The organism is Dyella terrae (assembly GCF_004322705.1).
GTDB classification, from domain to species: domain Bacteria; phylum Pseudomonadota; class Gammaproteobacteria; order Xanthomonadales; family Rhodanobacteraceae; genus Dyella_D; species Dyella_D terrae.
Window position 1 is genome coordinate 119,724 of sequence record NZ_SIZZ01000003.1, and the last position, 23,182, is coordinate 142,905.

Here is a 23,182-nt window from a genome sequence, read left to right on the forward strand (position 1 = left end):
TCTCCGAAGAACAACAGCAGGACGGCAGGAATGAAGTGCGCGCGTTCATGCCGCCACCTCCGCCAGGTATTCGCGCGGATCGGCAATCCGCCCGGCGATCGCGGACGCGGCCGCCGTCGCGGGACTGGCCAGCACCGTGCGCGCGCCCTTGCCCTGGCGACCTTCGAAATTGCGGTTGGAGGTACTCACCACCAGCTGGCCCGGCTGCGCCAGGTCGCCGTTCATGGCAATGCACATCGAGCAACCCGGCACGCGCCATTCGGCGCCAGCGTCGGCAAACACGTGATGCAGGCCTTCGTGCTCCGCCTCGCGACGCACGGCTTCGGAGCCCGGCACCACCAGCATGCGCACGCCCTGCGCCACGCGACGGCCACGCAGGATGTGGGCTGCTTCGCGCAGGTCGGAAAGGCGCGAGTTGGTGCAGCTGCCGACGAAAACCACGTCGACCGGCGTGCCCTGCATGGCCTTGCCCGGCTGCGCCTGCATATAGGCCAGCGCGCGTGCATCGAGCGCGGACTGTGCGGCGGGGACCGGCGCGTCGATGGCGATGGCCATGCCCGGGTGGGTTCCGTAGGTGACCGTCGGGCGGATCCTGCTGGCGTCGATGTGCACTTCGCGATCGAAGCTGGCACCGGCATCCGTATGCAGCGTGCGCCACCGGGTGACGGCGGCATCCCACGCTGCACCCTTCGGCGCGCGGTCACGTCCCTTGAGCCAGTCGAAGGTGACATGGTCGGGCGCGATCAGGCCGGCGCGCGCGCCGGCTTCGATCGACATGTTGCACACCGTCATGCGTTCTTCCATCGACAAGGCTTCGACGGCTGCGCCACGATATTCGATGACGTAACCGGTGCCGCCGTCGACGCCGATGCTGCCGATGATGTGCAGGATCAGGTCTTTCGCTCCCACGCCCGCCGGCAGCTGCCCGTCGACATGGATCGCCAGGGTTTTCGGCTTGCGTTGCAGCAGGCACTGCGTCGCCATTACGTGGCCGACTTCCGTCGTGCCGATGCCGAAGGCCAGCGCGCCGAAAGCGCCGTGAGTGGAAGTGTGGCTGTCGCCACAGACGATGGTCATGCCCGGTTGCGTGGCGCCCAGTTCCGGGCCGATCACATGCACGATGCCGCGATCGCTGCTGTCCCAGCCATGCAGTTCCACGCCGAACTCACGGCAGTTGGTTTCCAGCTGCGCGACCTGGGCTTTCGCCTCGTCATTGGCGTAAGGGCGTTCGCCCTGCGCATTGGCCGGCAAGGTCGGCGTCGAATGATCGAGCGTGGCGAGCATGCGATCGGGGCGGCGCAGCTTCAGGCCACGATCGCGCAACTCGCTGAAAGCTTGCGGCGAGGTGACCTCGTGGACGAGGTGCAGGTCGATGTAGAGGACGGCTGGCGTGTCGTCGGTTTCGGCGGCGACGACGTGGGCGTCCCAGATCTTTTCGAACAGCGTGCGGGGGGTCATGCGGTGGCTCCGATCGAAGCGGTTTGTGCGATGGCGCGGCCGTGGAAGGTCGAGGCGCCCTGGTTCTCACCCGCGTCGATGGCGCTGAGCCAGCCCCAGCGATCGTCGGTGCGTCCGTCGAACAAGCCAAAGAAGGCGTCCTGCAGGGCGCGCGTGACCGGACCGGGCTTGCCGCCGCCGACGGCCTTGCGATCGACCGAGCGCACCGGCGTGATCTCTGCGGCGGTGCCGGTCATGAAAACTTCGTCAGCGGTATAGAGCGCTTCGCGCGGCAGATCGCGTTCCTCGACCTTGATGCCGAGATCGTCTGCCAGCGTCATCACGGTGTCGCGGGTGATGCCGGCAAGGATGCCCGCGCTGGTGGGCGGTGTTAGCAACTTGCCTTGCTTGACGATGAAGACATTCTCACCAGCACCTTCGCTCAGCAGTCCGTTATGGCCGAGCGCGATGCCTTCGGCGTAACCGCCGCGACGCGCTTCGAGGCCGATCAGCTGGCTGCTGAGATAATTGCCGCCCGCTTTGGCCCAGCTCGGCACGGTGTTCGGTGCGGGGCGTTGCCACGACGACACGCAGACGTCGGCGCCGTGCTCGCGTGCGTCGCCGTGATAGGCGCCCCACTCCAGCGCCATGATCGCGACGTCCACCGGATCGCCCGCCTTGGGCAGCACGCCCAGGCCGCCGGCGCCGCGGAACACGATGGGGCGCACATAGGCCGAGCCCATGCGATTGGCACGGATCACGTCGAGGCAGGCGGCGTTGATCTCATCTTCGGTGTAGCCGATGTCGATTTCGTACACGCGCGCGGATTCGAACAGGCGGCGCGTGTGGTCGGCGAGGCGAAAATAGGCGGGGCCTTGCGGCGTCGCGTACACGCGCTCGCCTTCGAAGACCGAGGAACCGTAATGCAGCGCATGCGTGCTGACGTGGACGGTGGCTTCGGTCCAGGGTTTGATGTGGCCGTTGTGCCACAGGAAGGGCGTAGTCATGCGGCGGCTCCTTGCGAGACGGACGCCGAAGGCGCCAGTCGTTCAATGCGATTGACGATGCCCAGCGCGGCGAGTGCGGTGGCTTCGACGATGTCGGTGCTGACGCCGTGGCCGCTCCAGTCGCGCTTGGCGTGACGAGCGGTGAGCGCGGCCTGGCCTTGCGCATCCCCGCCTTCGCTGACGGCGCGGATGTGGAACTCGGTCAGCTCCAGCGAGGTGCCGGTGGCGCGTTCCATGGCGCGCAACACGGCATCGACCGGGCCATCGCCAATCGCCGCTTCGCCAATCTCGCGGCCATCGTCATGCACCATTTTCACCGTGGCCGACGCGCTGCCGCCCCAGTGCGAATTGGCGTGCAGTTGCACGATGTGCCATGGGCCGGCGGCTTCCGGATCCTGGCCCAGCGCGATGGCTTCGAGGTCTTCGTCGTGGATCTCGCGCTTCTTGTCGGCCAGTGCCTTGAAGCGCGCGAAGATGTCGTCCATCGCGGCATCTTCGGGCTGGTGGCCCAGGGCCTGCAGGCGCTGACGCAAGGCGTGGCGGCCGGAATGCTTGCCCAGCACCAGGCGCGTTTCGCCAATGCCCACGTCCTGCGGATGCATGATTTCGTAGGTGCCGCGGTGCTTGAGCATGCCGTGCTGGTGGATGCCCGACTCGTGCGCGAAGGCGTTGTCGCCTACGATGGCCTTGTTGCGTGGCACGGCCTGGCCGGTGAGTTGGGTCAGCAGGCGCGAGGCCGGATACAGCTTGCGCGAGTCGATGCGCGTGCCGGTCTGGAAGTACGGCTCACGCACGCGCAATGCCATGACGATTTCTTCCAGTGATGCGTTGCCCGCGCGCTCACCGATGCCGTTGATGGTGCATTCCACCTGGCGCGCCCCTGCTTTCACCGCGGCCAGGCTGTTGGCGACCGCCATGCCTAAGTCATCGTGGCAATGCGTGGAGAAGATCACGCGCTCGGCGCCCTTCACGTGCTGGCGCAGATAGGCGAAGAGCTGCTCCATTTCCGCTGGCGTGGTGTAGCCGACGGTGTCCGGTGCATTCAGCGTGGTGGCACCGGCGGCAACCGCAGCGCTGAACACCTCCGCGAGAAATTCCGGCTCGGTGCGCAGCGCGTCTTCGGCGGAAAATTCGACTTCGTGGCAAAGGCCGCGTGCACGTTCGACGGCGGCGACGGCGGTGTCCAGCACCTGGGCCTTGCTCATGCCCAGCTTGTGTTCGCGATGCAGCGGGCTGGTGGACAGGAACACGTGGATGCGCGAATGGCGGGCCCGCTCCAGTGCGCGCCCGGCGGTTTCGATATCGCCTTGCTGGCAGCGGGCGAGTGCGCACACGGTGGGGACGGTGAGCGTGCGCGCAATCTCGGCCACTGCAGCAAAGTCATCCGGCGATGCCTGCGGAAAACCCGCCTCCAGCACGTCGACGCCCAGCGCCTCGAGCATGTGGGCCATGCGCAGTTTGGCGCGTCGGTCCATGGCGAAGCCCGGTGCCTGTTCGCCATCGCGAAGCGTGGTGTCGAAGATGCGTACGCGATCTTCGCTGGAGTTATCGCTGCCGTGCTGTTCCGGGTTTTTCATGTTCGGCTCCGCGGGTGCGTTGCCGAGGGCATAAAAAAACCCCGCATCCTGTTCGGTGCGGGGTTCTTTGGTCGTATTCAGGTGATTTTTGCTTTACCTGGACACACGCCCTCAGCCCGCACCTCCGTTGGTAATAAGGAGTACGAGTACAAGGGCAAGAAGGAGGTTGTTGCGAAGTCGCAGCAGGCCGCGATTCGACGGCGGTCGAATCTTTTCGGTGGTGCTGAAGTGGTTGGTGCGCTGCGACATGCAACCGACCCTAAAGGCTCCCCGAGTGGCGTGTCAACAGTTTCTTGTGAAATTATGAGAAAAAGTTTTGGCCGATCACATTTGGACGTCCAGATGGCTGAATGCGTCGACGTCAAAGCAGGCACCTCTTCGCGCGCGCGTACGCGAGGGCGCGCGAAGAGGGCTTAGAACCTTTTGTGCATGAAGAATGTTTCACGGGCCATGGACCCTGCCAGAAGCCCATAATTGAGCGTTTTCAACGCTCTGGAGGCCCCCGATGGACAAGCTCGACCCCCGCTCGACCGCCCTGGTGCTGATCGATCTGCAGATGGGCATCACTGCGTACGCCGGTGGCCCGCACACCGCGCAGGAAGTCTTCCAGCGTGCCGGCAAGCTCGCCGCGCGCTTTCGCGAAGTAGGCGCACCGGTGATTCTGGTCCGGGTCGGCTACGCCCAGGATTTCGCTGATGCGCTGCGGCAACCGGTCGACCGCCCCACTCAGTTCCCCGCCGGCGGCCTGCCGCCGCAGTGGTGGGACTTCCCGCCCGAGCTCGGCGTGGCCGAATCGGACATCCAGGTGATCAAGCACCAGTGGGGCGCGTTCTACGGCACCGAGCTGGAGCTGCAGCTGCGTCGTCGTGGCGTGCGCACCCTCGTGATGGGCGGCGTGTCGACCAACATCGGCGTCGAGTCGACCGCGCGCACGGCCTGGGAGATGGGCTTCGAGCAGGTGCTGGTGGAGGACGCCATGAGCGCCGCCAACGCCGAACAACACCAGTTCGCGGTCGACCATATTTTCCCGCGCATCAGCCGGGTGCGGAGCACCGCCCAGGTGCTTGAAGCCCTGGCCTAACTCGCCCAGGCGCTTTCGCGGTGCTCGCCCCCGGCCACTTCGCCGGTCAGCAGCCAGCGCCGCAATGCCTCGTCCGTGGCCTCGATCGGTTCGGCAAACGCCGACCGGTCGAGCATGCGGGCCAGTGCAGCCGGAACCGGCACGGCCTGTCCGATCAGTGGCTCGATCACGGTTTCAAACTTGGCCGGATGCGCCGTGGACACCACGGCCCATCCGTCCGCCCCGTCCGGCAACTGGTCCAGCCGGTGCATGGCGGTGGCCGTGTGCGGGCAGAATATCTCGCCGTGCATGTGTGCGTGATGGCGAACCGTGGCGCGAATCGTCGGGTCGTCGACGCTGTGCGCCGTCGTCGCCTGGCGAAGCTCCTCATCGTGCGGGAAGGTCCAGTGCAGCCGCTCGAAGTTGCTCGGGGCGCCCACGTCCATGGCATTGGCCAGGGTCGCGATGGCGGCACGAGGGGTGTACGTCCCGCCGTCGAAATAGTCGGGCAGCGTGGGGTTGGCATTACAGGCGAGCTCAACTTGGCCGATCGGCAAACCCATCTCGCGAGCCCAGAGCGCGGCCAGCGCATTGCCCAGGTTCCCCGTCGGGACGATGAAATTCAGCGGCTTGCCGTGCTCGCGTTCCCACGCCAGCGACGCATGCGCGTAGTACGACATTTGCGGAAGAAGACGACCCAGACTGATGCTGTTAGCCGACGATAGCGGACGTTGCGCCTGGAGCGCCGCGTCGTTGAGCGCCGCCTTGACCATGCGCTGGCAGTCGTCGAAACGACCGGCCACGCGCAGGGCGTGCACGTTCTCTCCGAAGCAACCGAGCTGGTGTGCCTGGCGGGGTGACACCAACCCATCGGGGTACAGGATCACCACCTGCACGCCCGGCTGGCGATGGAACGCGGCCGCCACGGCGGCACCGGTATCGCCCGAGGTGGCGACAAGAATGGTCAGCGGTCGCGCGTGGTCCTTGCGCAGATGCCGGAAGCAGCTGGCGAGAAAGCGGGCGCCGAAGTCCTTGAACGCAGCACTGGGGCCGTGGAACAGCTCCAGCATGCTCGCGCCCGGATGCTGCGGCAGCGCGCGCAACGGGGCTTCGAAATCGAAGGCTTCGCGGCAGATCGACGGCAGCGCCTCGGCCAGCGCATGCCCGCGGAAGAACGGTTTCAGCAGGCGCTCGGCGGTATCGGCGAGGCGCGCGTCCAAAGCGAAGTCAGCCTTGGCAAGCCGCGGCAGTGCCTCGGGAACGTACAGGCCGCCGTCGGGCGCCAGGCCCGCGGTAATGACTTCCTCGATGCTCGCGCCGTGCCGTGCACCGCGCGTGCTGTGGTAAAGCAGGGGCTCGCTCATGCGAGGGTCTCCGAGGGCAGCAGGGCAGCTGCCGGTCCATGGATCGGGGACACGAGCGTATCGCTGTCCAGCCCGGCGTCGCTGAAGGCCGAGGCCATCGCAGAGGCGGCGGCCATGGCTGCTTCACGATCCTCGAACCAGCCGAACACGCTGGGGCCGGCACCCGAAATGCTCGCGCCGAGCGCGTGATGATCCATGGCCGCCTGCTTCACGCGCGTGAAGCCCGGAATCAAGGGTGCGCGGCGGGGTTCCACCAGCACGTCGTCGAGCCCTTCGCGCACGAGGCCGGCGTCACCGCGGAAGCATCCGGCAAGCACCAGCGCGAGATTCGCACTCTGCGCCACGAACTCGCCCAGGCGGTAATCGCCGGCGAGGGCTTCGCGCGCCTTGCGCGTCTCCAGCACCATGTGCGGGTGGACCAGGGCGCAGTGCCACGACGCCGGCACCGGCACGCGCACCAGCCGGTCGCGCGTGGCCAGCACGAGACCGCCGAGCAGCATCGGACCCACGTTGTCGCCATGACGGCCGCCGCTGGCGACGGCTTCGCCTTCCAGCGCGAAGTCGTAAAGCGATTCGGGATTCAGCGGTCGATCGAGCAGGGCATTGGCGGCCACCAGCGCGGCGACACAGGACGACGCCGATCCGCCCATGCCCGAACCCAGCGCAATGCCCTTGTGCAGTTCGAGCTCGAAACCGTGGCGGAGGCCCAGCGCCTTGCGCAGAGCCATCAGCGCCATGCCGGCGGTGTTGCGGGCCGGATCCAGCGGCAGCTCCTGCACACACCCGGTGATGGCCGCGATGCGCACAACCGGTTCGTCGATGCGCCGGACCTGCGCGCGATCACCGGCACCGGCCACGCTGTGCCCGAGAATGTCGAAACCCACGCCGACATTGCCCACGCTGGCGGGAGAAAGGGCTTCGGCGCTGAGGGCGCGTTGTGGAGCTTTGGGCATCGATTCCACCAGGGGAGCATTCAAAAGTCGGGCATTCATGCGCGCACCTCCAGCGACTCGGCGATGCGCAGCAGGTCGCCGAACACGCCGGCTGCCGTGACGTCGGGGCCGGCGCCGGGGCCCTGCACCAGCAGCGGATTATCGTGGTATCGGCGCGTGGTGAATTGCACCACGTTATCGGTCAGGCGCGTGTGCGCGAAAGGGTGGGACGCGGGCAGGATGGCCAGTTGTACGCGCGCCTTGCCGTGGCGGTCGAGGCTGGCGACATGGCGCAGCACGCCGCCTTCGGCACGTGCGCGGGCAAGCAGGCCGGCCATGGGCGAATCCAGCTCATCCATGTACTGCATGAAATCTTCGGCTGAAAGCGCAGCCAGCGACGGCGGTACGAGGCTCTGCACTTCCACCTCGCCCAGCGACAAGGCCCAGCCCGCTTCGCGTGCGAGGATCACCAGCTTGCGCGCGACATCCATGCCCGACAAGTCATCGCGCGGATCGGGCTCGGTGTAGCCCAGCTCGTGCGCCTCGCGCACCAGCGCGGAAAACGGCTGGCTGCCGTCGAAGCGGTTGCACAGCCACGCCAGCGTGCCGGAGAACATGCCGTCGACGGCAAGCAATTCGTCGCCGGTATCGAGCAGGTCGCGCAGCGTCTGCACCACGGGCAGGCCGGCACACACCGTGGCTTCGTAGCGAAACCGGACGCCTTCGCAACACGCGGCGCGGATGGCTTCCCAGCGCTGCAGCGAGCCGCTGCCGGCAAGCTTGTTCGGGGTAACCACGTGCACGCCCATGGCCAGCCATTCGGCGTAATGGGAGGCCACGTCGTCGTTGGCGCTGCAGTCGATCAGCAGGGCATGGCGGTCCTGTCCGAGCACGTGCTCGGCGAATTGCGCCAGGTCGGTGGGACGCCAGATCTGCGCGCGATCGCAGCGGTAATTCAGATCAGGATCGTCGCAATCGAGCCACATGCGCTTGCTGGCGGCGACGCCGCACACCTTCAGTTCCAGCCCGGCGGTGGCCAGGCGTGTCTGCGCCGCACGCAGTTGAGTGAGCAGGGCGCTGCCGACGCGACCAGGGCCAATCAGACCCACGGCCAGCGTACGGCGGCGGGAAGTGGACATCGGCAGCGCCCGGGCATGCAGGGGATGTTTGGGGTGTTCGAGTTGTGGGGCGATAGCGTTCACGGTGGTCTCCGGATGGGACCCCGTCTCGCTGGCGGTTCGGTGTGTGCCGGCCCGCCTCATCGAGGGCGGGGCCGTGGCGTGTGTGATTACTCGCGCGCGGACACCCACCCGTAGCCGGTGGTACCGGTACCGGTGGTAATCGTCGTGGCGGAGTGGGACATGGCGCCGAGGCGCGCCAGCTCACGCCCGGTGATGACCGGGTTCGAAAGCATGGCGGTGAGCGGGCTCAGGGGCGACATGGTCTTGAACATACGAGCGTTGATGCGGTGCGTCAACAGGTACAGGTGAAACGGTTAACGGAGGAACGGTGAACGGAGAAGGGTAGAAGCGGCTCAGGTCGGGGGAGGCTCGCTTTTACCCTTTACCGTTGACAGTTCACCGTTTACCGCAGCTCCAAGGCATACGTGGCGGTGCCGTCGCCGTGGTCCTTGAGCTGCCTCACGTTCTTTACGCCAGCGGCTGCGCCCACCGCCTGCTTCCCCGCAGCCCCCTTGAACACCACCAGCCCCTTCGTCTTCACCGGCGCGAAATGCCAGGAAGCGGCGGGCAGGTTTTTCGTGGTGAGTTCCTTGTTGAACTCGATCCACTTGGCCAGGATCTCGCGGGTGCCGTCCGGCGCAGCGAGCACCACGTTGCTGCCGTCCAGGCCCGGGAAGTTGCCGCCGCCGCTCGCGCGATAGTTGTTGGTGACGATGATGAAGGGCTGTTTCGGATCGACCGGCTTGCCTTTCCAGCGCAGCGAGGTGATGCGCTCGCCGACCGGCTTGGTCACATCGATGACGTAGTCGATGTCGCCCTGCAGCTGGTCGAAGTTGTAGCCGGGCATGCGGTCGTTGATGAGCTGCTGTTCATCCGTGCGCGAAGGGTCGATCTGGTTGAAGCGTTCGGCGGATTTTTCCAGCCACGCCTTCATGCCGGCGCCGTCGGTTTTCACGGCGGCGAGGGTGTTCGGATAGAAGTACAAGTCGGCGGCGCTGCGCAGGCTGAGCGGGCCGGCCGGCACGTCGGTGTAGTCATCCGGGCCGCCGAAACCGGTGCGGAAGGCCGCGGCGGCGGACACTACCGGCACGTTGGCCAGTTCCGGATGCAGGCGGGGCAGTTCTTCCTGCACGTAGGCGCGCTGGGCGGCGTTCACCGCGGCCAGTGCCGTCATGTTGCCTTCGTCGGTGAAGTAGCTGGTCATGTGCACGCGGCTCTCGCCGATCGGCGTGTTCACATGCGCCAGCGCGGCCTGGTGCGCCTTGGCGACCAGCGGGGCGATGGACTTGTCCGGCTCGACGCACTGGTTCTTCTGCGGGCAGATCGGGCGCACTTCGCTGTGCGTATCGGACTTGTCGATCACCCACTTGTCGCCCTTGCGGGCCAGCGCCAGCTTGATGACGCCCAGGTCCTTGCCGAAGAAGCCGGCCATGACGGCGGGCGTGCCGCGCACGAAACCGCGGTCGGCGTCGACGTCCTTCATGCCCTTGTAGCGCGGCCCCGGGAACTCGGTGTGCGAATGGCCGAGCAGCAGCACGTCGATGCCCGGCACGCCGGCGAGGTACCAGCCGCCGTTCTCCATGTCCTGGTTGTACGGGTTGGTGTTGAGGCCGCCGTGCAGGACGGCGACGATCAGGTCAGGGTGCTGGGCCTGAAGCTCCGGCAGGTACTTCTTCGCCGCTTCCATTACCCCCATCACGGTGACCTTGCCCTGCAGGTTCTGCTTGTCCCACTCCAGGATCGGCGGCGGGGTGAAGCCGATGATGCCGACCTTGAGCGGCACGCTCATCTTGCTGCCGTCGGGGGTGTAGGCGTCGATGTTCTTTTCGACCACGGCCCAGGGCTTGAAGATCGGCGCGCCGTCGCGGGCGCTGAACACGTTCGCCAGCACCAGCGGGAAATGCGGGCCGGCGCACTTCTCGGTGCGGCCGCCATCCACGTTCATGGGGGTGCCGGTGACCTGTGACAGGAAGGACAGGCCGTAGTTGAATTCGTGGTTGCCGGCGGTGCCGCCGTCGTAGCCGACCGCGTTCATGGCCTTGTAGATCGCCAGTTCCTCGTCGCAGCCGATCGGCTTCACCTGGGCCTGGTAGTCGGCCAGAACCGTGCCCTGAATGGTGTCGCCGCTGTCGAACAGGAAGGTATTGGGAAATTCCTGGCGGGCCTGGCGGATCAGGGTGGCGGTGCGCTCGTAGCCCACCGTCGGGTCCGCCTTGAGCTTGTAATAGTCGTAGCTCAGGACGTTGGCATGGACGTCGGTCGTTTCCAGGATTGCCACGTCGGCGCGGGCGCCTTCCGGGAGCTTGCCGGGCTTGAACGTCTGGCTGGCGCACCCGGCCAGCAGAGCGGCGGTCAGGGCGGCAAGAGGGAGCAGGCGAGGGGTCATGGAAGCGTCTCTGGAGCAGTTTGACCGGGCAACCTAGCAGATTGTGATGACCAAACGGGGCGCCCGGCGGGCAAACGGCGGCTGAATCCTGATGGGGCGGGCGTTTGACCGTTACCTCCGGTTCTGTCTGTTACGGTTTGCAGACCGTAAAATTGCGCCCGAATGACAGACTGGCCGGACAGGGGGCCTCGCGCAACATGCAACGAAACAAGTTTCGCTTCACGCGGAACAGCGCGGCGTGGCTGTGCGCAACGCTCTTTTTCGCCGGATGCGTCCGCGCCACGGCTGGCCAGGAGCCGGTATTCCAGCAGCAGGCCTTCATCCTGGCCCTGATGCTGTGCGCCTTCGGCGTGCTGCTGTTCGCCTTTGCCCGCATCGCCACGGCCCTGGTGGTCAGCGGCGGCCTGTTCCTGGCGCTGAGCTTCATGTCGGTGATGAAGCTGCGCTACCTCGACTCGCCGCTGATGCCGTCGGACTTCGTCTACTACCTGCGCTCAAGCCTGGTCGAGACGCTGGCGCACTATCCGCACCTGTTCGAGCTGACCCTGGGCATCGTCATCCTGGTGCCGCTGATGCTGTGGCTGGTCTGGCGCGGTGACCGCCGCATCCTGGCCGGCCATCCGCGCGGCAAATCATGGCTGATGCGCCTGGGCGGGATGGCCGTCTGCGCGCTGGCGTTCTGGGCGTGCCTGCTGCCCGTGGGCCCGTTCTCCAGCGTCCACGCCAAGGACGTGTGGGACAAGCTGTCCGACGACGCCCAGCTGACCAACTTCTTCGTCAATTTCCGCGACTCGGACATCGTGCTGCCGCCGATGACCTCCGATGCCATGGCCGAACAGGAATGGAGCGCGACGGCACAGGGCTTGCCTGGTGCCGCGGCCAGCACGGCCTACCCCGACATCATCCAGGTGCTGGAAGAAAGCACCTTCGATCCGTCCAACTACGTCCAGTGCAACATCCCGCAGTGCCGCGTGCAGATGTTCAAGGCCGACAAGTACACCGTGTCGACCGGACCGATGCGCGTGCACACGTTCGGCGGCGGTACCTGGGTGAGCGAATTCGCCGCGCTCACCGGCATGCCGCAGGACATCTTCGGCACCGGCGGCATGTACGCGCCCTACGTGCTGGCGCCGCACGTGCGCGATGCGCTGCCGCAGCAGCTGCAGCGCCTGGGTTACCTCACGGTCGCGATCTATCCCACCAACGGCGCGTTCCTCAACGGTCGCAACGCCTACAAGGCCTACGGCTTTGATCAGTTCTACGATGCCAAGGAACTGGGCCTGGAGGAATGGGAAGAAACCGACACGCAGATGTTCGACGCCGCGCGCCGCATCTATGACAAGGTGAAGAAGCCCGGCCAGCCAGTCTTCATGATGATCCTCACGCTCGCGCAGCATGGCCCGCACGACACCGACCCGCTGTCCTCGCTGCCGGCGCCGTTCAACCGTGGCTTGCTGAAAGACCTGCCGGCCAAGCCCGCGCTGAACTTCAATACGTACCTCTCGAACCTGCACAACTCCGACGTGGCGATGGGCGAGCTGGAAAAGCACTTCCTGGATCGTCCGGAGCCGACCGTCATCGTGCACTTCGGTGATCACCAGCCGAGCTTCGGCGGCCTGATCCGCGACATGCCGCGCACGCTGCCGCCGGCGCTGGTGCCGTACAAGCACTACCTCACGTACTACATGATCAAGAGCAACGTGAAAGACCGGCGCATGCCGAGCTATCCGATGCTCGACATCGCGCACCTTCCGAACATGGTGCTGCAGTCGGCCGGCCTGCCGATGGACCCGTATTTTTCGGCGGCGATGGAACTGCGCACGCGCTGCCATGGCCTGTACAGCGATTGCATCGACCAGGACCTGGTGAAGTCCTATCACGCCTGGACGTTCAATCATCTGCACGTGTACGACCCTTGATCGTCGTGCACCGGGGGAAGGGGATATGAAAGTAGTTTGCGGTATTTGCGCCAAGGGCATAGAGAAGACGCAGGACGACCCGCTGAAGGTCAGCCTGCGACCCGAAGGCAAGGGCTGGGTTGGCGAGACCACCGTGCAGCATTTCCACGTGCACACGCAGTGCCTGCGCAAGGTCATCGATCCGGCGCTTCCCCTGCTCTGCGACTGAGCGCTTTTCACTCCTTCACGACGCTCACCCGGTAGGGTGTCGCCTGCCGATCATTGGGGATCGAAGGGGGCGCGTGAACACCAGGCTGTTGCGATTCCTGCAGTCACTGTCCGGGTTCGGCCTGTTGCTGGCCGCGCTGATGTTCGCCGCATCGTTCACGCCGTCGCTGGTGCCGCGCGCCTGGTGGGCGCAGGGACTGGTCAGCGCCTCGTGCGCCATCGCGGGTTACCTGCTTGGCAACCTGGTCCGATGGATCTGGAACTTCCTGGAGTTGCCGTGGTGGCGTGGCCATCTCGCCAGGGCGCTGTGGCTGGTGGGCACCGTGGTATGCATCGCGCTGGTGATGCTGGCGCTGTGGCAGGCAGCGGCCTGGCAGGATTCGATCCGGCTGCGCATGGGGATGGAATCCGAGTCGCGCTTCTTCGCGCCCATGGCCTGCCTGCTGGCCGTGGTGCTTTTCGTGATCCTGCTTATGCTGGGGCGCTTGTTCGCCTTCGTGCTGCGCTGGGTCGACCTGCGCACGCGGCGGTTCCTGCCGCGTCGCGTGGCGCTGCTGCTGAGCATTGCCTTGACGCTGGCGCTGTTCTGGTCGATCGGCAATGGCGTGTTCTTCCGACTGTGGCTAAAGGCGGCTGACTCGTCCTATCGCCAGTACGACGAGCTCGTTGACGAGCACACCTTGCTGGCCGCCTTGCCCGAGCGCACGCGCGGGTACCTGACCGCGACGCAATGGAAAGACATCGGCCGTCGCGGACGTGACTTCCTGGCCACCGGACCGACGGCAGCACAGATCGCCGACTTTTACGGCGCAGATGCCAAGGCGCCCATCCGCGTCTACGTCGGCCTGCGTTCGGCGGAAACGGCCCGGGCGCGTGCCGCGCTCGCGCTTGATCAGCTCAAGCAGGCACATGCCTTCAATCGCGCGGCACTGATCGTGATGACGCCCACTGGCAGCGGGTGGATCGACCCCGGCGCGGTCGACAGCGTGGAGTACCTGATGCGCGGCGACGTCGCCAGCGTCACCGTGCAGTACTCCTACCTTTCCAGCCCCTTGTCGCTGCTGACGGAACCCGAATACGGCGCCGAGACCTCGCGCGAACTGTTCCGCGCGATCTATGGCTACTGGCATGAGCTGCCGCATGACCGACGCCCCCGGCTCTATCTGCATGGACTGAGCCTGGGCGCGATGAACTCCGAGCGCTCGACGGAATGGCTGACGTTGCTGGGCGATCCCTTCGATGGCGCGATGTGGAGCGGTCCGCCCTTCCCGAGTGAGTTGTGGCAGTGGTTCACCGCGCACCGTAACCCGGGCTCGCCCGCGTGGCTGCCGACCTATGGCGACGGCACTCTCGTGCGCTTTGTGGGGCAAGAGCCTCTGCGTGGCGAAAGCGCGGCAGGTCATGCGCGCATCGCGTACCTGCAATACGCCACGGATGCCATCGCCTTCTACAGTCATCGCTACTTCCTGCATCGCCCGGACTGGCTCGATGCACCACGCGGTCCCGAAGTGTCGCCCGCGATGCGCTGGTTCCCGCTGGTCACCGGTATCCAGCTTGTCTTCGACATGCCCGCTGCGATCAACTCGCCCGAAGGGCATGGACATGCCTACGCACCGGCCAGTTATGTCGATGCATGGGCGGTTCTGCTCGACCGACATGACGACTCGCCCGAAACCATCGCGCGCCTGAAGCGTCGATTGACGCAAGCCGCGGGCGATCACGCGCTGTAGCCGTCGTCGCTCCAGCTCGATCCGGTCGACGACTGATTCAGTGTCGCTCCGCCGATGCCTGGTCGAAGTAGGTCCAGGTGGCGCCGTCCGCATTGCGCAGTTGTTTGAGTTGCACCACGAAGCTGAAGTTCGTCGGCTTCGCCTTGCTGCCGTCGATGCGAACTGTTTCCAGTCCGCTGGCCACTTGCGTGGGGCGCAGAGCCGATGGCGTCGTCGTGTAGCTCTCTACCGGGCGGCCAAGTGCGCCGGTCAGTGATTCGTGCAGCACGCGACCCTGCGCCCTGGGCAGGGCGAGTCCGAGCAGGGCGGCGACGGTGGGGGCGACGTCGACGTTGCCGCTGGGCAGGGTGTCTTTGAAACCCGTGCGAAAACCCGGGCCGGCAGCCAGCAGCGTGTTGTGAACGTCGATCGGACTGAAGCTGCCATGCTCGCCGCGTTCGCTCGGAAGCTCCGGGAACACGGTCGAGTATTCCGTTCCGCGGAAGCCCTGGATGGCCGCATCCGCGTCCCAGGCGTAGCTGACGATGATGTCCGGGCCGCGGCCGGGATGCTCCAGATGCACTTGCTCGGCAGGCAGCGTACCCGGCAACGCGCCGTAACGCTTTGCCACGAAAACGGTGGCGACGTACTCGCGCGACTGCAGGAAGCGCACCGCGCGCTTGACCAGCTCGGCGTTGTGTTCCGGCTGGTAGAAGTATTCGGTGCCGCCATTGGGCGCGAGCACGAAGGCGTTCCTCGGGAGCTGTTCCGGTACCGGATAGGCCGGCCACGTGTACGGGCCCGGCTTGCCGCAGATGCGGCCGTCGTCGTCATAGCGGGTTGGCATCAGTTGCGAACCATCGGCGCGAAGGCCGCTCATCACCGGCGCATAGACGCAGCCCTGGCCGTCGAACGCGATGAGCCCGTCGCGCGTCATCTCATGCGCCATGCGCACGCCGCCGGAGACGGAGTAGCCCCAGTCATTGTCGATGCCGGTGACCCGACCGTCGTTGATCTGGCGAAGCGGAAACAGTTCGCGTGGACCGGCAATGTTGCTGTGGCCGTGGTCGGACACCACGATGATGTTGGTGTCCTCGGCCATCCCCAGCTCCTTCAGCTTGGCTTCGAGCTGACCGAGCAGGGCGTCCTGCGCCTGCAGGGCGAGGTGGAACTCGGGCGAGCCGACCCCGTAGATGTGCTGCGTGGTATCGGGATTGCGCAGCCACACGACGCTCAAATCAGGACGATGGCGCGGCAGAATTTCTTCGAGGTAGGCCTTCATCATCCAGGCGTTGGCGGCGGTCGGCGGCGTGTCCGCACCGGCGGTGGCATCGCTGGTGGCGTTGTCCTTGAGCAACGCCGGCTTGGGCCGATCAGTGGGGCCGCCGTTGTCTTCGCGCAGTGCGAGCACGCCTTCGGTGTAGACGTTTGGCGCGGTCCTGGGCAGCGGATAGCCGGCTTGCTGAAGCTCCTTCGCGAAGGACAGCGGCAGCACGATCTTCTCGTCCAGCAGCACGCCATCGCGATCGGGATTGGCGTCATTGCCTAGTTGGCGATTCTGCAGGAAAGCGGCGCCAGACTTGCCGACGGCCGCGGTCTTCAGTCCTGCACGCTGCGCCGCCATGAACAGCGTCGGCAGTTCCAGCAGTTCGCCGCTGGTGGCCTTGTCGAGCGCACGCAGCACCATGTCGTCTTCGGTGTAGACCGGATTGCGCAGCGAAATGTCGTCACCGCCGGTGCCGCGCGTCGACGGCGGTGTCTTCATGCCCGCCTGTGGCGTGGCCCAGAAGCGATTGCCATAAAAGCCCAGCGGACCGGGGAACGCGCCGGTGGCAAATGTCGAAGCGTTCGCCATGGTGAAGGTCGGGTACGTGGAGTGGTTGTCGTCGAACCAGGTCCCACGCTTCGCCAACGCCAGGAGGTTGGGCGTGTCTTCCGCGCTTACTGCGTCCGGTCGCATGCCGTCCCACACGAACACGATCACGCGCGGATGCGGAGCGGCGTGGGCCCCCAGCGGCGAGAGGGCCAGGAGCGCCAGGGCGAGGTAGCGAAGCAGCGGGCGAAGCATGCGCGGACCTTGGGGCGATGGCGAAGCCGTCCATGCTGGGCACGGCGTGTTGCAGTTTGGTGTCGGACACGCAGGACTACTTAGCCCCCTTAGGCAAATCTACGGTGGCGAAGCTTCCTGCGGTCGCTCACGCTTGGGTGGACCCCAGAGCGCCGGCCATGAACAAACCGTCCAACGAGCACGAGCACCTATGGCCCGGCAAGCGTCCGGTGGCCACGTTCGAGCACTGGATCCTTTCAGCCATCCAGATGCTGCTCATGCTGCTGGTGTTGATCGGCGTGCTGTCCCTGATCTATCTGCTGGGTCGTGCCGTGTGGGAACAGACCGGCACGATCCACGACGTACCCATGCTCCAGACGCGCCTGCAGAACGCCTTCTCGGGCGTGCTGCTGACGCTGATCGGCCTGGAACTGATCGAAACCGTGCGCGCGTATCTGCAAAGCCATTACGTGCGGCTGGAAGTGGTGGTGATCATCGCGCTGATCGCGTTGGGTCGTCACATTGTGGAGCTCAATCCGCATGAGCTGGATGGGCCCAGGCTGATCGGCCTGGGGGTGTTGGTGTTTTCGCTGGGGGTTTGCTACTTCGTGGTGCGGCTGACGTCGGACCGGCGGTCGAAGTTCTTCAGGGGGAGGGGCGGGAACGAAGACGTTTGAAAATGCGCTGCGTCACCGTCTTCGACATTCCTTGCTGCGTGTACCAACCGCAGCCCTGGCTAACACCGCGATCGCAGCGGCCCGTTCGCGGGATCGCACAGATGAGCGTGATCGCCCCTGGATGCCGGCTTTCGCCGGCATGACGACGTGAGAGGGTAGGGCGACAACCGTGTGAGGTCGTCACTGGGTGCCTGCCTGCGCAGGCATGACGGTGTTTTTGGGATGCGGTGTACAAACCGTGCGTGGTCGCCCATGGATTATTCGCTGCGCTCACCCCTTCGATGCCCACGTTCGATCGTTCTCCACCCCGCTTTCGGCGGTGGGGCGGATAGCAAGCAATCGGACGTTAGTTGGCCCCACCGGTGATGACTTGAGCCTGCGCATCCCGTGAGACACGCATCTAACGCGAGCGCACCCCCGCTCTCAGGCCATTTTCTTTGGGTTACTTTTATTTTGGGCCTCGGCCGGCGGCAGCCAGGTCGAAACGCCCGCTGCGTAAGCGGCCCGGTCGCGGTATCGCACAGATGAGCGTGGCCGCCCCTGGATGCCGGCTTTCGCCGGCATGACGACGTGAGAGTGTGAGGCGACAACCGTGTGTGGTCGCCACGTGCCCGCCAGCCACGGGACGGCAAGACCAAAGCGCGCGACCTCTACTCCCACCATCTTTGAATCGCCGCTAAGGACCTGCGTGACCCGGAGTAGAAGTGCCCACGATGTCCTGGCACACCTGTGATCCATATCCCCGGTCCGCACACTTGCGCCGGAATGACGACGGAGTACAGAAAGAGTTACACCCCGTACCGAACCCCACCCACCCACGTCTCCTGCACCACCAACCCGGCATCGAGCACCGCAAAATCCGCCCGCTGCCCGGCAACGATGCGTCCGTGCGACGACTCCAGCCCGATCCACGCGGCCGGATACGCACTGGCCATGCGCGATGCTTCGGCCAGCGTCACGCCCACATGGTCGACGAGATTGCGCACACCCGTCGCCATGTCCAGCGCGGAACCGGCCAACACGCCCGCATCACTCTGGCAGATGCCATCGCGCGCCGTGATGGTCTGGCCGTTCAGCACATACGTCGGGTTCTCCGACCCCACCGGCGGCATCGCGTCAGTCACCAGCACGCTCTTGCCCTGCGCCTTGGCCGCAATGGCAATACGCAGGCTGGCCGGATGCACATGGTGGAGATCGACGATCAGACCGCACCAGCTGTGCGGGTCGTCCATGGCGGCGCCGACCACGCCCGGGTCGCGTGAACCCAATGGCGTCATGGCGTTATAGAGGTGGGTGAAACCTCGTACGCCGGCATTCAGTGCCGAACGCGTCGTGTCGTAATCGGCCGCGGTATGTCCGGCAACCACGACGACGCCGGCTTCAGCCAGACGAGTGATGACCTCATGCGGCACACGCTCGGGCGCCAGCGTCAGCATCACCACGCCGCGATGTTTCGCGGCGAGTTCGGCAATGTCGTTGGCATCGGGCACGCGGAAGAGATCCGCGTTGTGGATGCCCTTGCGCGCCGTCGCCAGGAACGGTCCTTCGATATGGATGCCGAGGATGCCCGGCACGCCTTCGGCAATGGCCGCGTCCACAGCTTGCAGCGCCTTGTGCATCACATCGAACGTGTCGGTGATCAGCGTCGGCAGCATGCCCGTCGTGCCGAACTTGCGATGCGCGGCGGCAATGCCGCGCAAGGTGTCGACCGTCGGCGCATCGTTGAAAAGCAGCCCGCCACCGCCATTGACCTGCACGTCGATGAAGCCTGGCAACAGCAGGCGACCCTGGAGGTCGTGCGGCTTTGCCTGCGCGATGCGTTCGTCGCCGCGCGGCACGATGGCTTCAATGCGCTCGCCGCGAACCAGCACGACGAGATCGTCCTGCAGGCCGTGGTCGGCCATCACGCGGCCGTTGACGAGCGCCAGGAGGGGCTGGGCTGCTGTGTTCATCACATCGTCTCCGTCACCTTGCGCAGATGCGGCGGTACATCCGGATCGAAGCCACGCGACAGCGCGAGCGCGCTGGCCGCGCGATAGAAACTCTGCACCGCCAGCAGCGGCGTCACGATCGGCTCGATGCCCGAGGGCAGTGGCAGCACGCCTTCGCCTTCGATGCCCGGTGCGGCCACCCACACGTGCGCACCGCGTGCGCGGAACTCGCGTGCGACGGAAAGCGTGTTGTCCAGCGTGCCATCGTCCTGCGCGAAGAACAGCACCGGGAAGCCTTCGCCGACCAGCGCCATAGGGCCGTGCTTCACTTCCGCGGCACTGAATGCTTCCGCATGCAGGCCGCAGGTTTCCTTCAGCTTGAGCGCTGCTTCCAGCGCCGCGCCAAAACCGTAGCCACGACCCACCACGAAAAGATTGCTGGTCTGCTTCAGGCCTTCGCTCAGCGCGGACCAGTCGGCGTCCCAGCCGCGACGCAGATCGTCGGGAAGGCGGCGAACGGCCTCATGCAGCGCATCGTCGTTGCCCCAGTGGGCGGCCAGCTGCAGCGTCGCGGCCAGCGTGGCCAGATAGCTCTTGGTCGCTGCAACGCTGAGCTCAGGGCCCGCCTTCAGCGGAATGACGGTATGCGCCAGTTCCGCCAGCGGCGAATCCTCGACATTGACCATCGCCACGACCAGCGCACCAGCATCCTTCGCCGCTTGCGCGCTGCGCAGCAGGTCCGGGCTCTTGCCCGACTGCGAGATCGCGATAAACAGCGCGCCGTCCAGCTTGAGATCCGCATCGTAGATCGACGCGATCGACGGCGACGCCGACGCGGTGATCAGGCCAAGGCGCGTTTCGAAAACATACTTGGCGTAAGCCGCCGCATGATCGGAACTGCCGCGAGCGCAGGTGACGATGAAGCGCGGCGGGTGCGCGCGCAGGTGGGCGCCCAGGGCGCTCAACACGCCGACGTTGGCGGTGAGCTGGCGCTCGATGACCTCGGCGGCCTCCTGGGCCTCGCGGTACATCAGGGTGTCACTGGCTTGCTTCATGGTGGCGATCTCGATACAGGCGTGGCGCGACCGCGACGGATGGCCGTCGTCAGGTCTTGCGCGGGGAGTTGTTTTGCGGTGGAGCGGTGGAGCCGCGTACCACCAGCTCGGGGATGAAACATTCGTTGGCCAAAGCGTTCGCGCTTTCGCCGTTTTCGTTCTGCAGGTCCGCCATCAGATGCAATGCCGCATGGCGACCGATCTCGGACGTGGACTGGCGCGCCGTGGTCAGCGCGGGCCACGCCTGCTTGGAGAAGGGGCTGTCTTCGAAGCCGGCGATCGACAGATCCCACGGCACATCGAGGCCGCTGGAACGCGCGGCGGCAAGCACGCCCGCTGCGATTTCGTCGTTGCTGCCGAAGATGGCGGTCGGCGGGTCTTTCAGCGCGAGCAGTTTGCGCGCACCACGGAAGCCGTCGTCGAAGGCATAGCGGCCCTGCAGCACCAGCTTCTTGTCCTGCGCGATGCCGTAATCCTTCAACGCGTTCGCATAGCCCTGGTAACGTTCGGGGCTCGAACGATGGTGCGGTTCGCCCCACAGGAAGCCGATGCGGCGATGGCCCAGCTGGATCAGGTGTTCAGTGATCGCATAGGCGGCGCTGCGGTCGTCGACGTAGACGCAGGGCAGGCCGTCGTGGGGATCTTCGCGCGAAGAAATGATGCGCACGAACTTGATGTCGTGTTTCATCAACGTCTTCACCAGTTCCGCCTGTTCGGACATCGGCGGCGCCAGCACGAGGCCGGCCAGACGATTGCGCTCGACCAGGCTGACCAGTTCATCGGCCAGTCCCGCCGAGGTCGAATCGCAGGGGTGGATCTGCAGGCCGAAACCGCGCTCGCGGCACGCCGACAGAACGCCGTCCTGCATGCTGATGACGTAGTGCGCGTTGGGGTTGTCGTAGACCAGCCCGATCGCATAGGCATGCGTGGCGCGCAGGCCGCGTGCCGACGGATTGGGCTGGTAACCCAGCGCTTCGATCGCTCGCTCCACCTTTTCGCGGGTGTCGGTACGCACCGAGGCCTCGCGGTTGATGACACGCGAGACCGTTTTCAGCGAGACGCCGGACCATTTGGCGACGTCTTTGATGGTGGGGTTGCGCAACGCGGCTGACTCCGGGGAACGGGTGGGCATCGTAGCCCAGCCGCTCAAGGGGAAGGTTGCGGAACCATAAAGGCCTTATGGCTCCGCGGGGACGTTCAGTGCTCGGGGTGCTGACCCACCTTGTGACCGGCCACGCCGTAGTAAAGGATGTACAGGTAGCAGGGCACCATCAGCGCCATGAAGACCAGCTGGAAGTTGAAGTGCTCCTTGAGGTGCACGAACAGCTGCGGCACCAGCGCACCACCCACGATACCCATGATCAGCAGTGCGGAACCGGCCTCGGTATGGCGACCCAGGCCCTTGATCGCGAGCGGGAAAATCGCCGGCCACATCATGGCGTTGGCGAAGCCCAGCGCCGCGACGAAGGCGACCGAGGTGTAGCCGGTGGTGACGTAGGCGCCGATGGTGAAGGCGACGCCGAGGATGGCCGAGACGGCCAGGTAGCTCTGCTGGGAGATGACCTTCGGGATCAGGGCCAGGCCTGCCACGTAGCCGGCCAGCATGGCGAACAGCGTGTACGAGGTGAAATGCTTGGTGGCATCCAGCGGCAGGCCAAGGCCCTGGCCGTAGGTGCCAATGGCATCGCCAGCCATCACTTCAACGCCAACGTAGAGGAACAGGCACAGCACGCCCAGCCACAGGTGCGGGAAGCTGAAGATGCTGCCCTTGGTGTGGCCGATCTCATGCTCGCTGTTGGCGCCGGCAGGTTTGATTTCCGGCAGCGCCGAACGCACGACCCACACGGCAAGTGCAGCAAGCAGCGCGGCCATCACCATGTACGGCATGTGCACCTTGGCGGCGAAGGCAGTGAGCAGTGCTTCGCGCGCTTCCGCCGTCGGTGCGGCGCTGACTTTCTCGCCGAAGGTATCGATGCCCTGCAAAACCAGTGCGCCGAACGCATACGGCGCGAGTGCGCCCGCCACCTTGTTGCAGATGCCCATGAAGGCAATACGCTGCGCGGCGCTGTCGATCGGGCCAAGGATGCTGATATACGGGTTCGATGCCGTCTGCAGCAGCGAAAGACCCGCGCCGATCGTGAACAGCCCGAAGAGGCCGCCGTAGTAGATGCGCATCGTGATGAACTGGCCGAACAGCACCGCGCCGATGGCCATCACGAACAAGCCCAGCGCCATGCCCTTCTTCATGCCCGTGCGGCGCAGCACCCAGGACGAAGGTAGCGCCAGCACGAAGTAGGAAAGATAGAACGCCATCGGCACCAGGAAGGCGTTGACGTCATTGAGGTTGAAAGCGAGCTTGACGAAGGTGATCAGCGGGCCGTTGAGCCAGGTCACGAAGCCGAAGATGAAAAACAGCACGCCGATGATCAGCATCGGCAAAACGCTTGAATGTTGCTGCTCGCCGGCGGCAAGCGAAGTGGACGTCATGGACATAGGCTCCCCGTGGTGTCGCATCGGCCACGCACCGCACTCCGGTGGCGCCGCCCTCAAGGCAGGTTTTATCGGCGCTAACGTGCAACGTTGTCAATTGGCATGACGCACAGGACAAAAAGTCCCGGCCGGGTCAGTCCCGCCCCGGGGTGACCGATGGCCTAGTCATGATGCGGTGCCGCAAACGCCTGTCAGTACGGGCA

The 23,182-nt window shown here is 65.6% G+C and carries 19 protein-coding genes; 5 read left to right on the forward strand and 14 right to left on the reverse strand.

Going from position 1 to position 23,182, the window contains the following annotated elements; translation table 11 throughout:
* Positions 1-45: 45 nt before the first annotated feature.
* The 4 genes from leuC to EYV96_RS18805 form a co-directional block, all read right to left on the reverse strand.
* Positions 46-1,458, reverse strand: coding sequence for a 3-isopropylmalate dehydratase large subunit (gene leuC, locus EYV96_RS16040; RefSeq protein WP_131152589.1), 1,413 nt, complete (start codon positions 1,456-1,458; stop codon positions 46-48).
* Positions 1,455-2,444, reverse strand: a complete 990-nt coding sequence (locus EYV96_RS16045; protein WP_131152590.1) for a branched-chain amino acid transaminase — start codon at positions 2,442-2,444, stop codon at positions 1,455-1,457. The genes leuC and EYV96_RS16045 overlap by 4 nt, the downstream gene beginning before the upstream one ends.
* Entirely contained in the window at positions 2,441-4,021 is a 1,581-nt protein-coding gene (locus EYV96_RS16050; protein WP_131152591.1) for a 2-isopropylmalate synthase, read from the reverse strand. Before EYV96_RS16050 ends, EYV96_RS16045 begins: the two co-directional genes overlap by 4 nt.
* 111 nt (positions 4,022-4,132) lie before the next feature.
* A complete protein-coding gene (locus EYV96_RS18805) occupies positions 4,133-4,270 on the reverse strand; it encodes a hypothetical protein (protein WP_165488703.1) in 138 nt (45 codons plus the stop codon).
* Between the two features lie 256 nt (positions 4,271-4,526).
* Between EYV96_RS18805 and EYV96_RS16055 the strand changes: the two genes are divergently transcribed.
* On the forward strand, positions 4,527-5,102 hold the full coding sequence (locus tag EYV96_RS16055; RefSeq protein ID WP_131152592.1) for a hydrolase: 576 nt from the start codon (positions 4,527-4,529) through the stop codon (positions 5,100-5,102).
* Here the strand turns inward: EYV96_RS16055 and thrC are convergent.
* The 5 genes from thrC to EYV96_RS16075 form a co-directional block, all read right to left on the reverse strand.
* Positions 5,099-6,445, reverse strand: a complete 1,347-nt coding sequence (gene thrC, locus EYV96_RS16060; protein WP_131152593.1) for a threonine synthase — start codon at positions 6,443-6,445, stop codon at positions 5,099-5,101. The two genes, EYV96_RS16055 and thrC, sit on opposite strands and share 4 nt — an antisense overlap.
* Entirely contained in the window at positions 6,442-7,398 is a 957-nt protein-coding gene (locus tag EYV96_RS16065; protein WP_425478752.1) for a homoserine kinase, read from the reverse strand. The genes thrC and EYV96_RS16065 overlap by 4 nt, the downstream gene beginning before the upstream one ends.
* Before the next feature lie 35 nt (positions 7,399-7,433).
* Positions 7,434-8,516 (reverse strand): homoserine dehydrogenase family protein, encoded by a 1,083-nt coding sequence (locus EYV96_RS16070; RefSeq protein WP_131152847.1) that lies wholly within the window; start codon positions 8,514-8,516, stop codon positions 7,434-7,436.
* A gap of 149 nt (positions 8,517-8,665) precedes the next feature.
* On the reverse strand, positions 8,666-8,818 hold the full coding sequence (locus EYV96_RS18810) for a hypothetical protein (protein ID WP_165488704.1): 153 nt from the start codon (positions 8,816-8,818) through the stop codon (positions 8,666-8,668).
* A 143-nt stretch (positions 8,819-8,961) separates the two neighbouring features.
* Complete coding sequence (locus tag EYV96_RS16075; protein WP_131152594.1) at positions 8,962-10,944, reverse strand: bifunctional 2',3'-cyclic-nucleotide 2'-phosphodiesterase/3'-nucleotidase; 1,983 nt, start codon at positions 10,942-10,944, stop codon at positions 8,962-8,964.
* Between the two features lie 197 nt (positions 10,945-11,141).
* Here EYV96_RS16075 and EYV96_RS16080 point away from each other — a divergent pair, with 197 nt between their 5' ends.
* The 3 genes from EYV96_RS16080 to EYV96_RS16090 all read left to right on the forward strand — a co-directional run bounded on the left by EYV96_RS16080 (position 11,142) and on the right by EYV96_RS16090 (position 14,800).
* The gene (locus tag EYV96_RS16080) at positions 11,142-12,863 is read left to right on the forward strand and encodes an LTA synthase family protein (RefSeq protein WP_131152595.1); all 1,722 of its coding nucleotides are present in this window, start codon (positions 11,142-11,144) and stop codon (positions 12,861-12,863) included.
* Positions 12,864-12,888: 25 nt separating this feature from the next.
* Positions 12,889-13,071 (forward strand): hypothetical protein, encoded by a 183-nt coding sequence (locus tag EYV96_RS16085; RefSeq protein WP_131152596.1) that lies wholly within the window; start codon positions 12,889-12,891, stop codon positions 13,069-13,071.
* Between the two features lie 73 nt (positions 13,072-13,144).
* Entirely contained in the window at positions 13,145-14,800 is a 1,656-nt protein-coding gene (locus EYV96_RS16090; protein WP_205746190.1) for an alpha/beta hydrolase, read from the forward strand.
* A gap of 37 nt (positions 14,801-14,837) precedes the next feature.
* Here EYV96_RS16090 and EYV96_RS16095 read toward each other — a convergent pair whose 3' ends face one another.
* Positions 14,838-16,847: an alkaline phosphatase family protein gene (locus EYV96_RS16095; protein ID WP_131152597.1), complete on the reverse strand. Its 2,010-nt coding sequence runs from the start codon at positions 16,845-16,847 to the stop codon at positions 14,838-14,840.
* A gap of 158 nt (positions 16,848-17,005) precedes the next feature.
* Here EYV96_RS16095 and EYV96_RS16100 point away from each other — a divergent pair, with 158 nt between their 5' ends.
* Complete coding sequence (locus tag EYV96_RS16100) at positions 17,006-17,503, forward strand: phosphate-starvation-inducible PsiE family protein (protein WP_165488705.1); 498 nt, start codon at positions 17,006-17,008, stop codon at positions 17,501-17,503.
* Between the two features lie 788 nt (positions 17,504-18,291).
* On the opposite strand, the gene nagA is transcribed toward EYV96_RS16100, so the two are convergent.
* The 4 genes from nagA to EYV96_RS16120 all read right to left on the reverse strand — a co-directional run bounded on the left by nagA (position 18,292) and on the right by EYV96_RS16120 (position 22,976).
* On the reverse strand, positions 18,292-19,455 hold the full coding sequence (nagA, locus tag EYV96_RS16105; protein ID WP_131152599.1) for an N-acetylglucosamine-6-phosphate deacetylase: 1,164 nt from the start codon (positions 19,453-19,455) through the stop codon (positions 18,292-18,294).
* Positions 19,455-20,489: an SIS domain-containing protein gene (locus EYV96_RS16110; protein WP_131152600.1), complete on the reverse strand. Its 1,035-nt coding sequence runs from the start codon at positions 20,487-20,489 to the stop codon at positions 19,455-19,457. Before EYV96_RS16110 ends, nagA begins: the two co-directional genes overlap by 1 nt.
* A 49-nt stretch (positions 20,490-20,538) precedes the next feature.
* Positions 20,539-21,591, reverse strand: coding sequence for a LacI family DNA-binding transcriptional regulator (locus tag EYV96_RS16115; protein WP_131152849.1), 1,053 nt, complete (start codon positions 21,589-21,591; stop codon positions 20,539-20,541).
* Positions 21,592-21,686: 95 nt separating this feature from the next.
* Positions 21,687-22,976, reverse strand: coding sequence for a sugar MFS transporter (locus tag EYV96_RS16120; protein WP_131152601.1), 1,290 nt, complete (start codon positions 22,974-22,976; stop codon positions 21,687-21,689).
* Positions 22,977-23,182: the final 206 nt, after the last annotated feature.

Bases quoted from the DNA above. Each gene is read 5' to 3' on its own strand.
- EYV96_RS16095 (WP_131152597.1), bottom strand. From the start codon at position 16,847: ATGCTTCGCCCGCTGCTTCGCTACCTCGCCCTGGCGCTCCTGGCCCTC.
- EYV96_RS16045 (WP_131152590.1), bottom strand. From the start codon at position 2,444: ATGACTACGCCCTTCCTGTGGCACAACGGCCACATCAAACCCTGGACC.
- leuC (WP_131152589.1), bottom strand. From the start codon at position 1,458: ATGACCCCCCGCACGCTGTTCGAAAAGATCTGGGACGCCCACGTCGTC.
- EYV96_RS16065 (WP_425478752.1), bottom strand. From the start codon at position 7,398: ATGCCCAAAGCTCCACAACGCGCCCTCAGCGCCGAAGCCCTTTCTCCC.
- EYV96_RS16070 (WP_131152847.1), bottom strand. From the start codon at position 8,516: ATGTCCACTTCCCGCCGCCGTACGCTGGCCGTGGGTCTGATTGGCCCT.
- EYV96_RS16120 (WP_131152601.1), bottom strand. From the start codon at position 22,976: ATGACGTCCACTTCGCTTGCCGCCGGCGAGCAGCAACATTCAAGCGTT.
- nagA (WP_131152599.1), bottom strand. From the start codon at position 19,455: ATGAACACAGCAGCCCAGCCCCTCCTGGCGCTCGTCAACGGCCGCGTG.
- EYV96_RS16050 (WP_131152591.1), bottom strand. From the start codon at position 4,021: ATGAAAAACCCGGAACAGCACGGCAGCGATAACTCCAGCGAAGATCGC.
- EYV96_RS16080 (WP_131152595.1), top strand. From the start codon at position 11,142: ATGCAACGAAACAAGTTTCGCTTCACGCGGAACAGCGCGGCGTGGCTG.
- EYV96_RS18810 (WP_165488704.1), bottom strand. From the start codon at position 8,818: ATGTCGCCCCTGAGCCCGCTCACCGCCATGCTTTCGAACCCGGTCATC.
- EYV96_RS16110 (WP_131152600.1), bottom strand. From the start codon at position 20,489: ATGAAGCAAGCCAGTGACACCCTGATGTACCGCGAGGCCCAGGAGGCC.
- EYV96_RS16100 (WP_165488705.1), top strand. From the start codon at position 17,006: ATGAACAAACCGTCCAACGAGCACGAGCACCTATGGCCCGGCAAGCGT.
- EYV96_RS16075 (WP_131152594.1), bottom strand. From the start codon at position 10,944: ATGACCCCTCGCCTGCTCCCTCTTGCCGCCCTGACCGCCGCTCTGCTG.
- thrC (WP_131152593.1), bottom strand. From the start codon at position 6,445: ATGAGCGAGCCCCTGCTTTACCACAGCACGCGCGGTGCACGGCACGGC.
- EYV96_RS18805 (WP_165488703.1), bottom strand. From the start codon at position 4,270: ATGTCGCAGCGCACCAACCACTTCAGCACCACCGAAAAGATTCGACCG.
- EYV96_RS16055 (WP_131152592.1), top strand. From the start codon at position 4,527: ATGGACAAGCTCGACCCCCGCTCGACCGCCCTGGTGCTGATCGATCTG.
- EYV96_RS16085 (WP_131152596.1), top strand. From the start codon at position 12,889: ATGAAAGTAGTTTGCGGTATTTGCGCCAAGGGCATAGAGAAGACGCAG.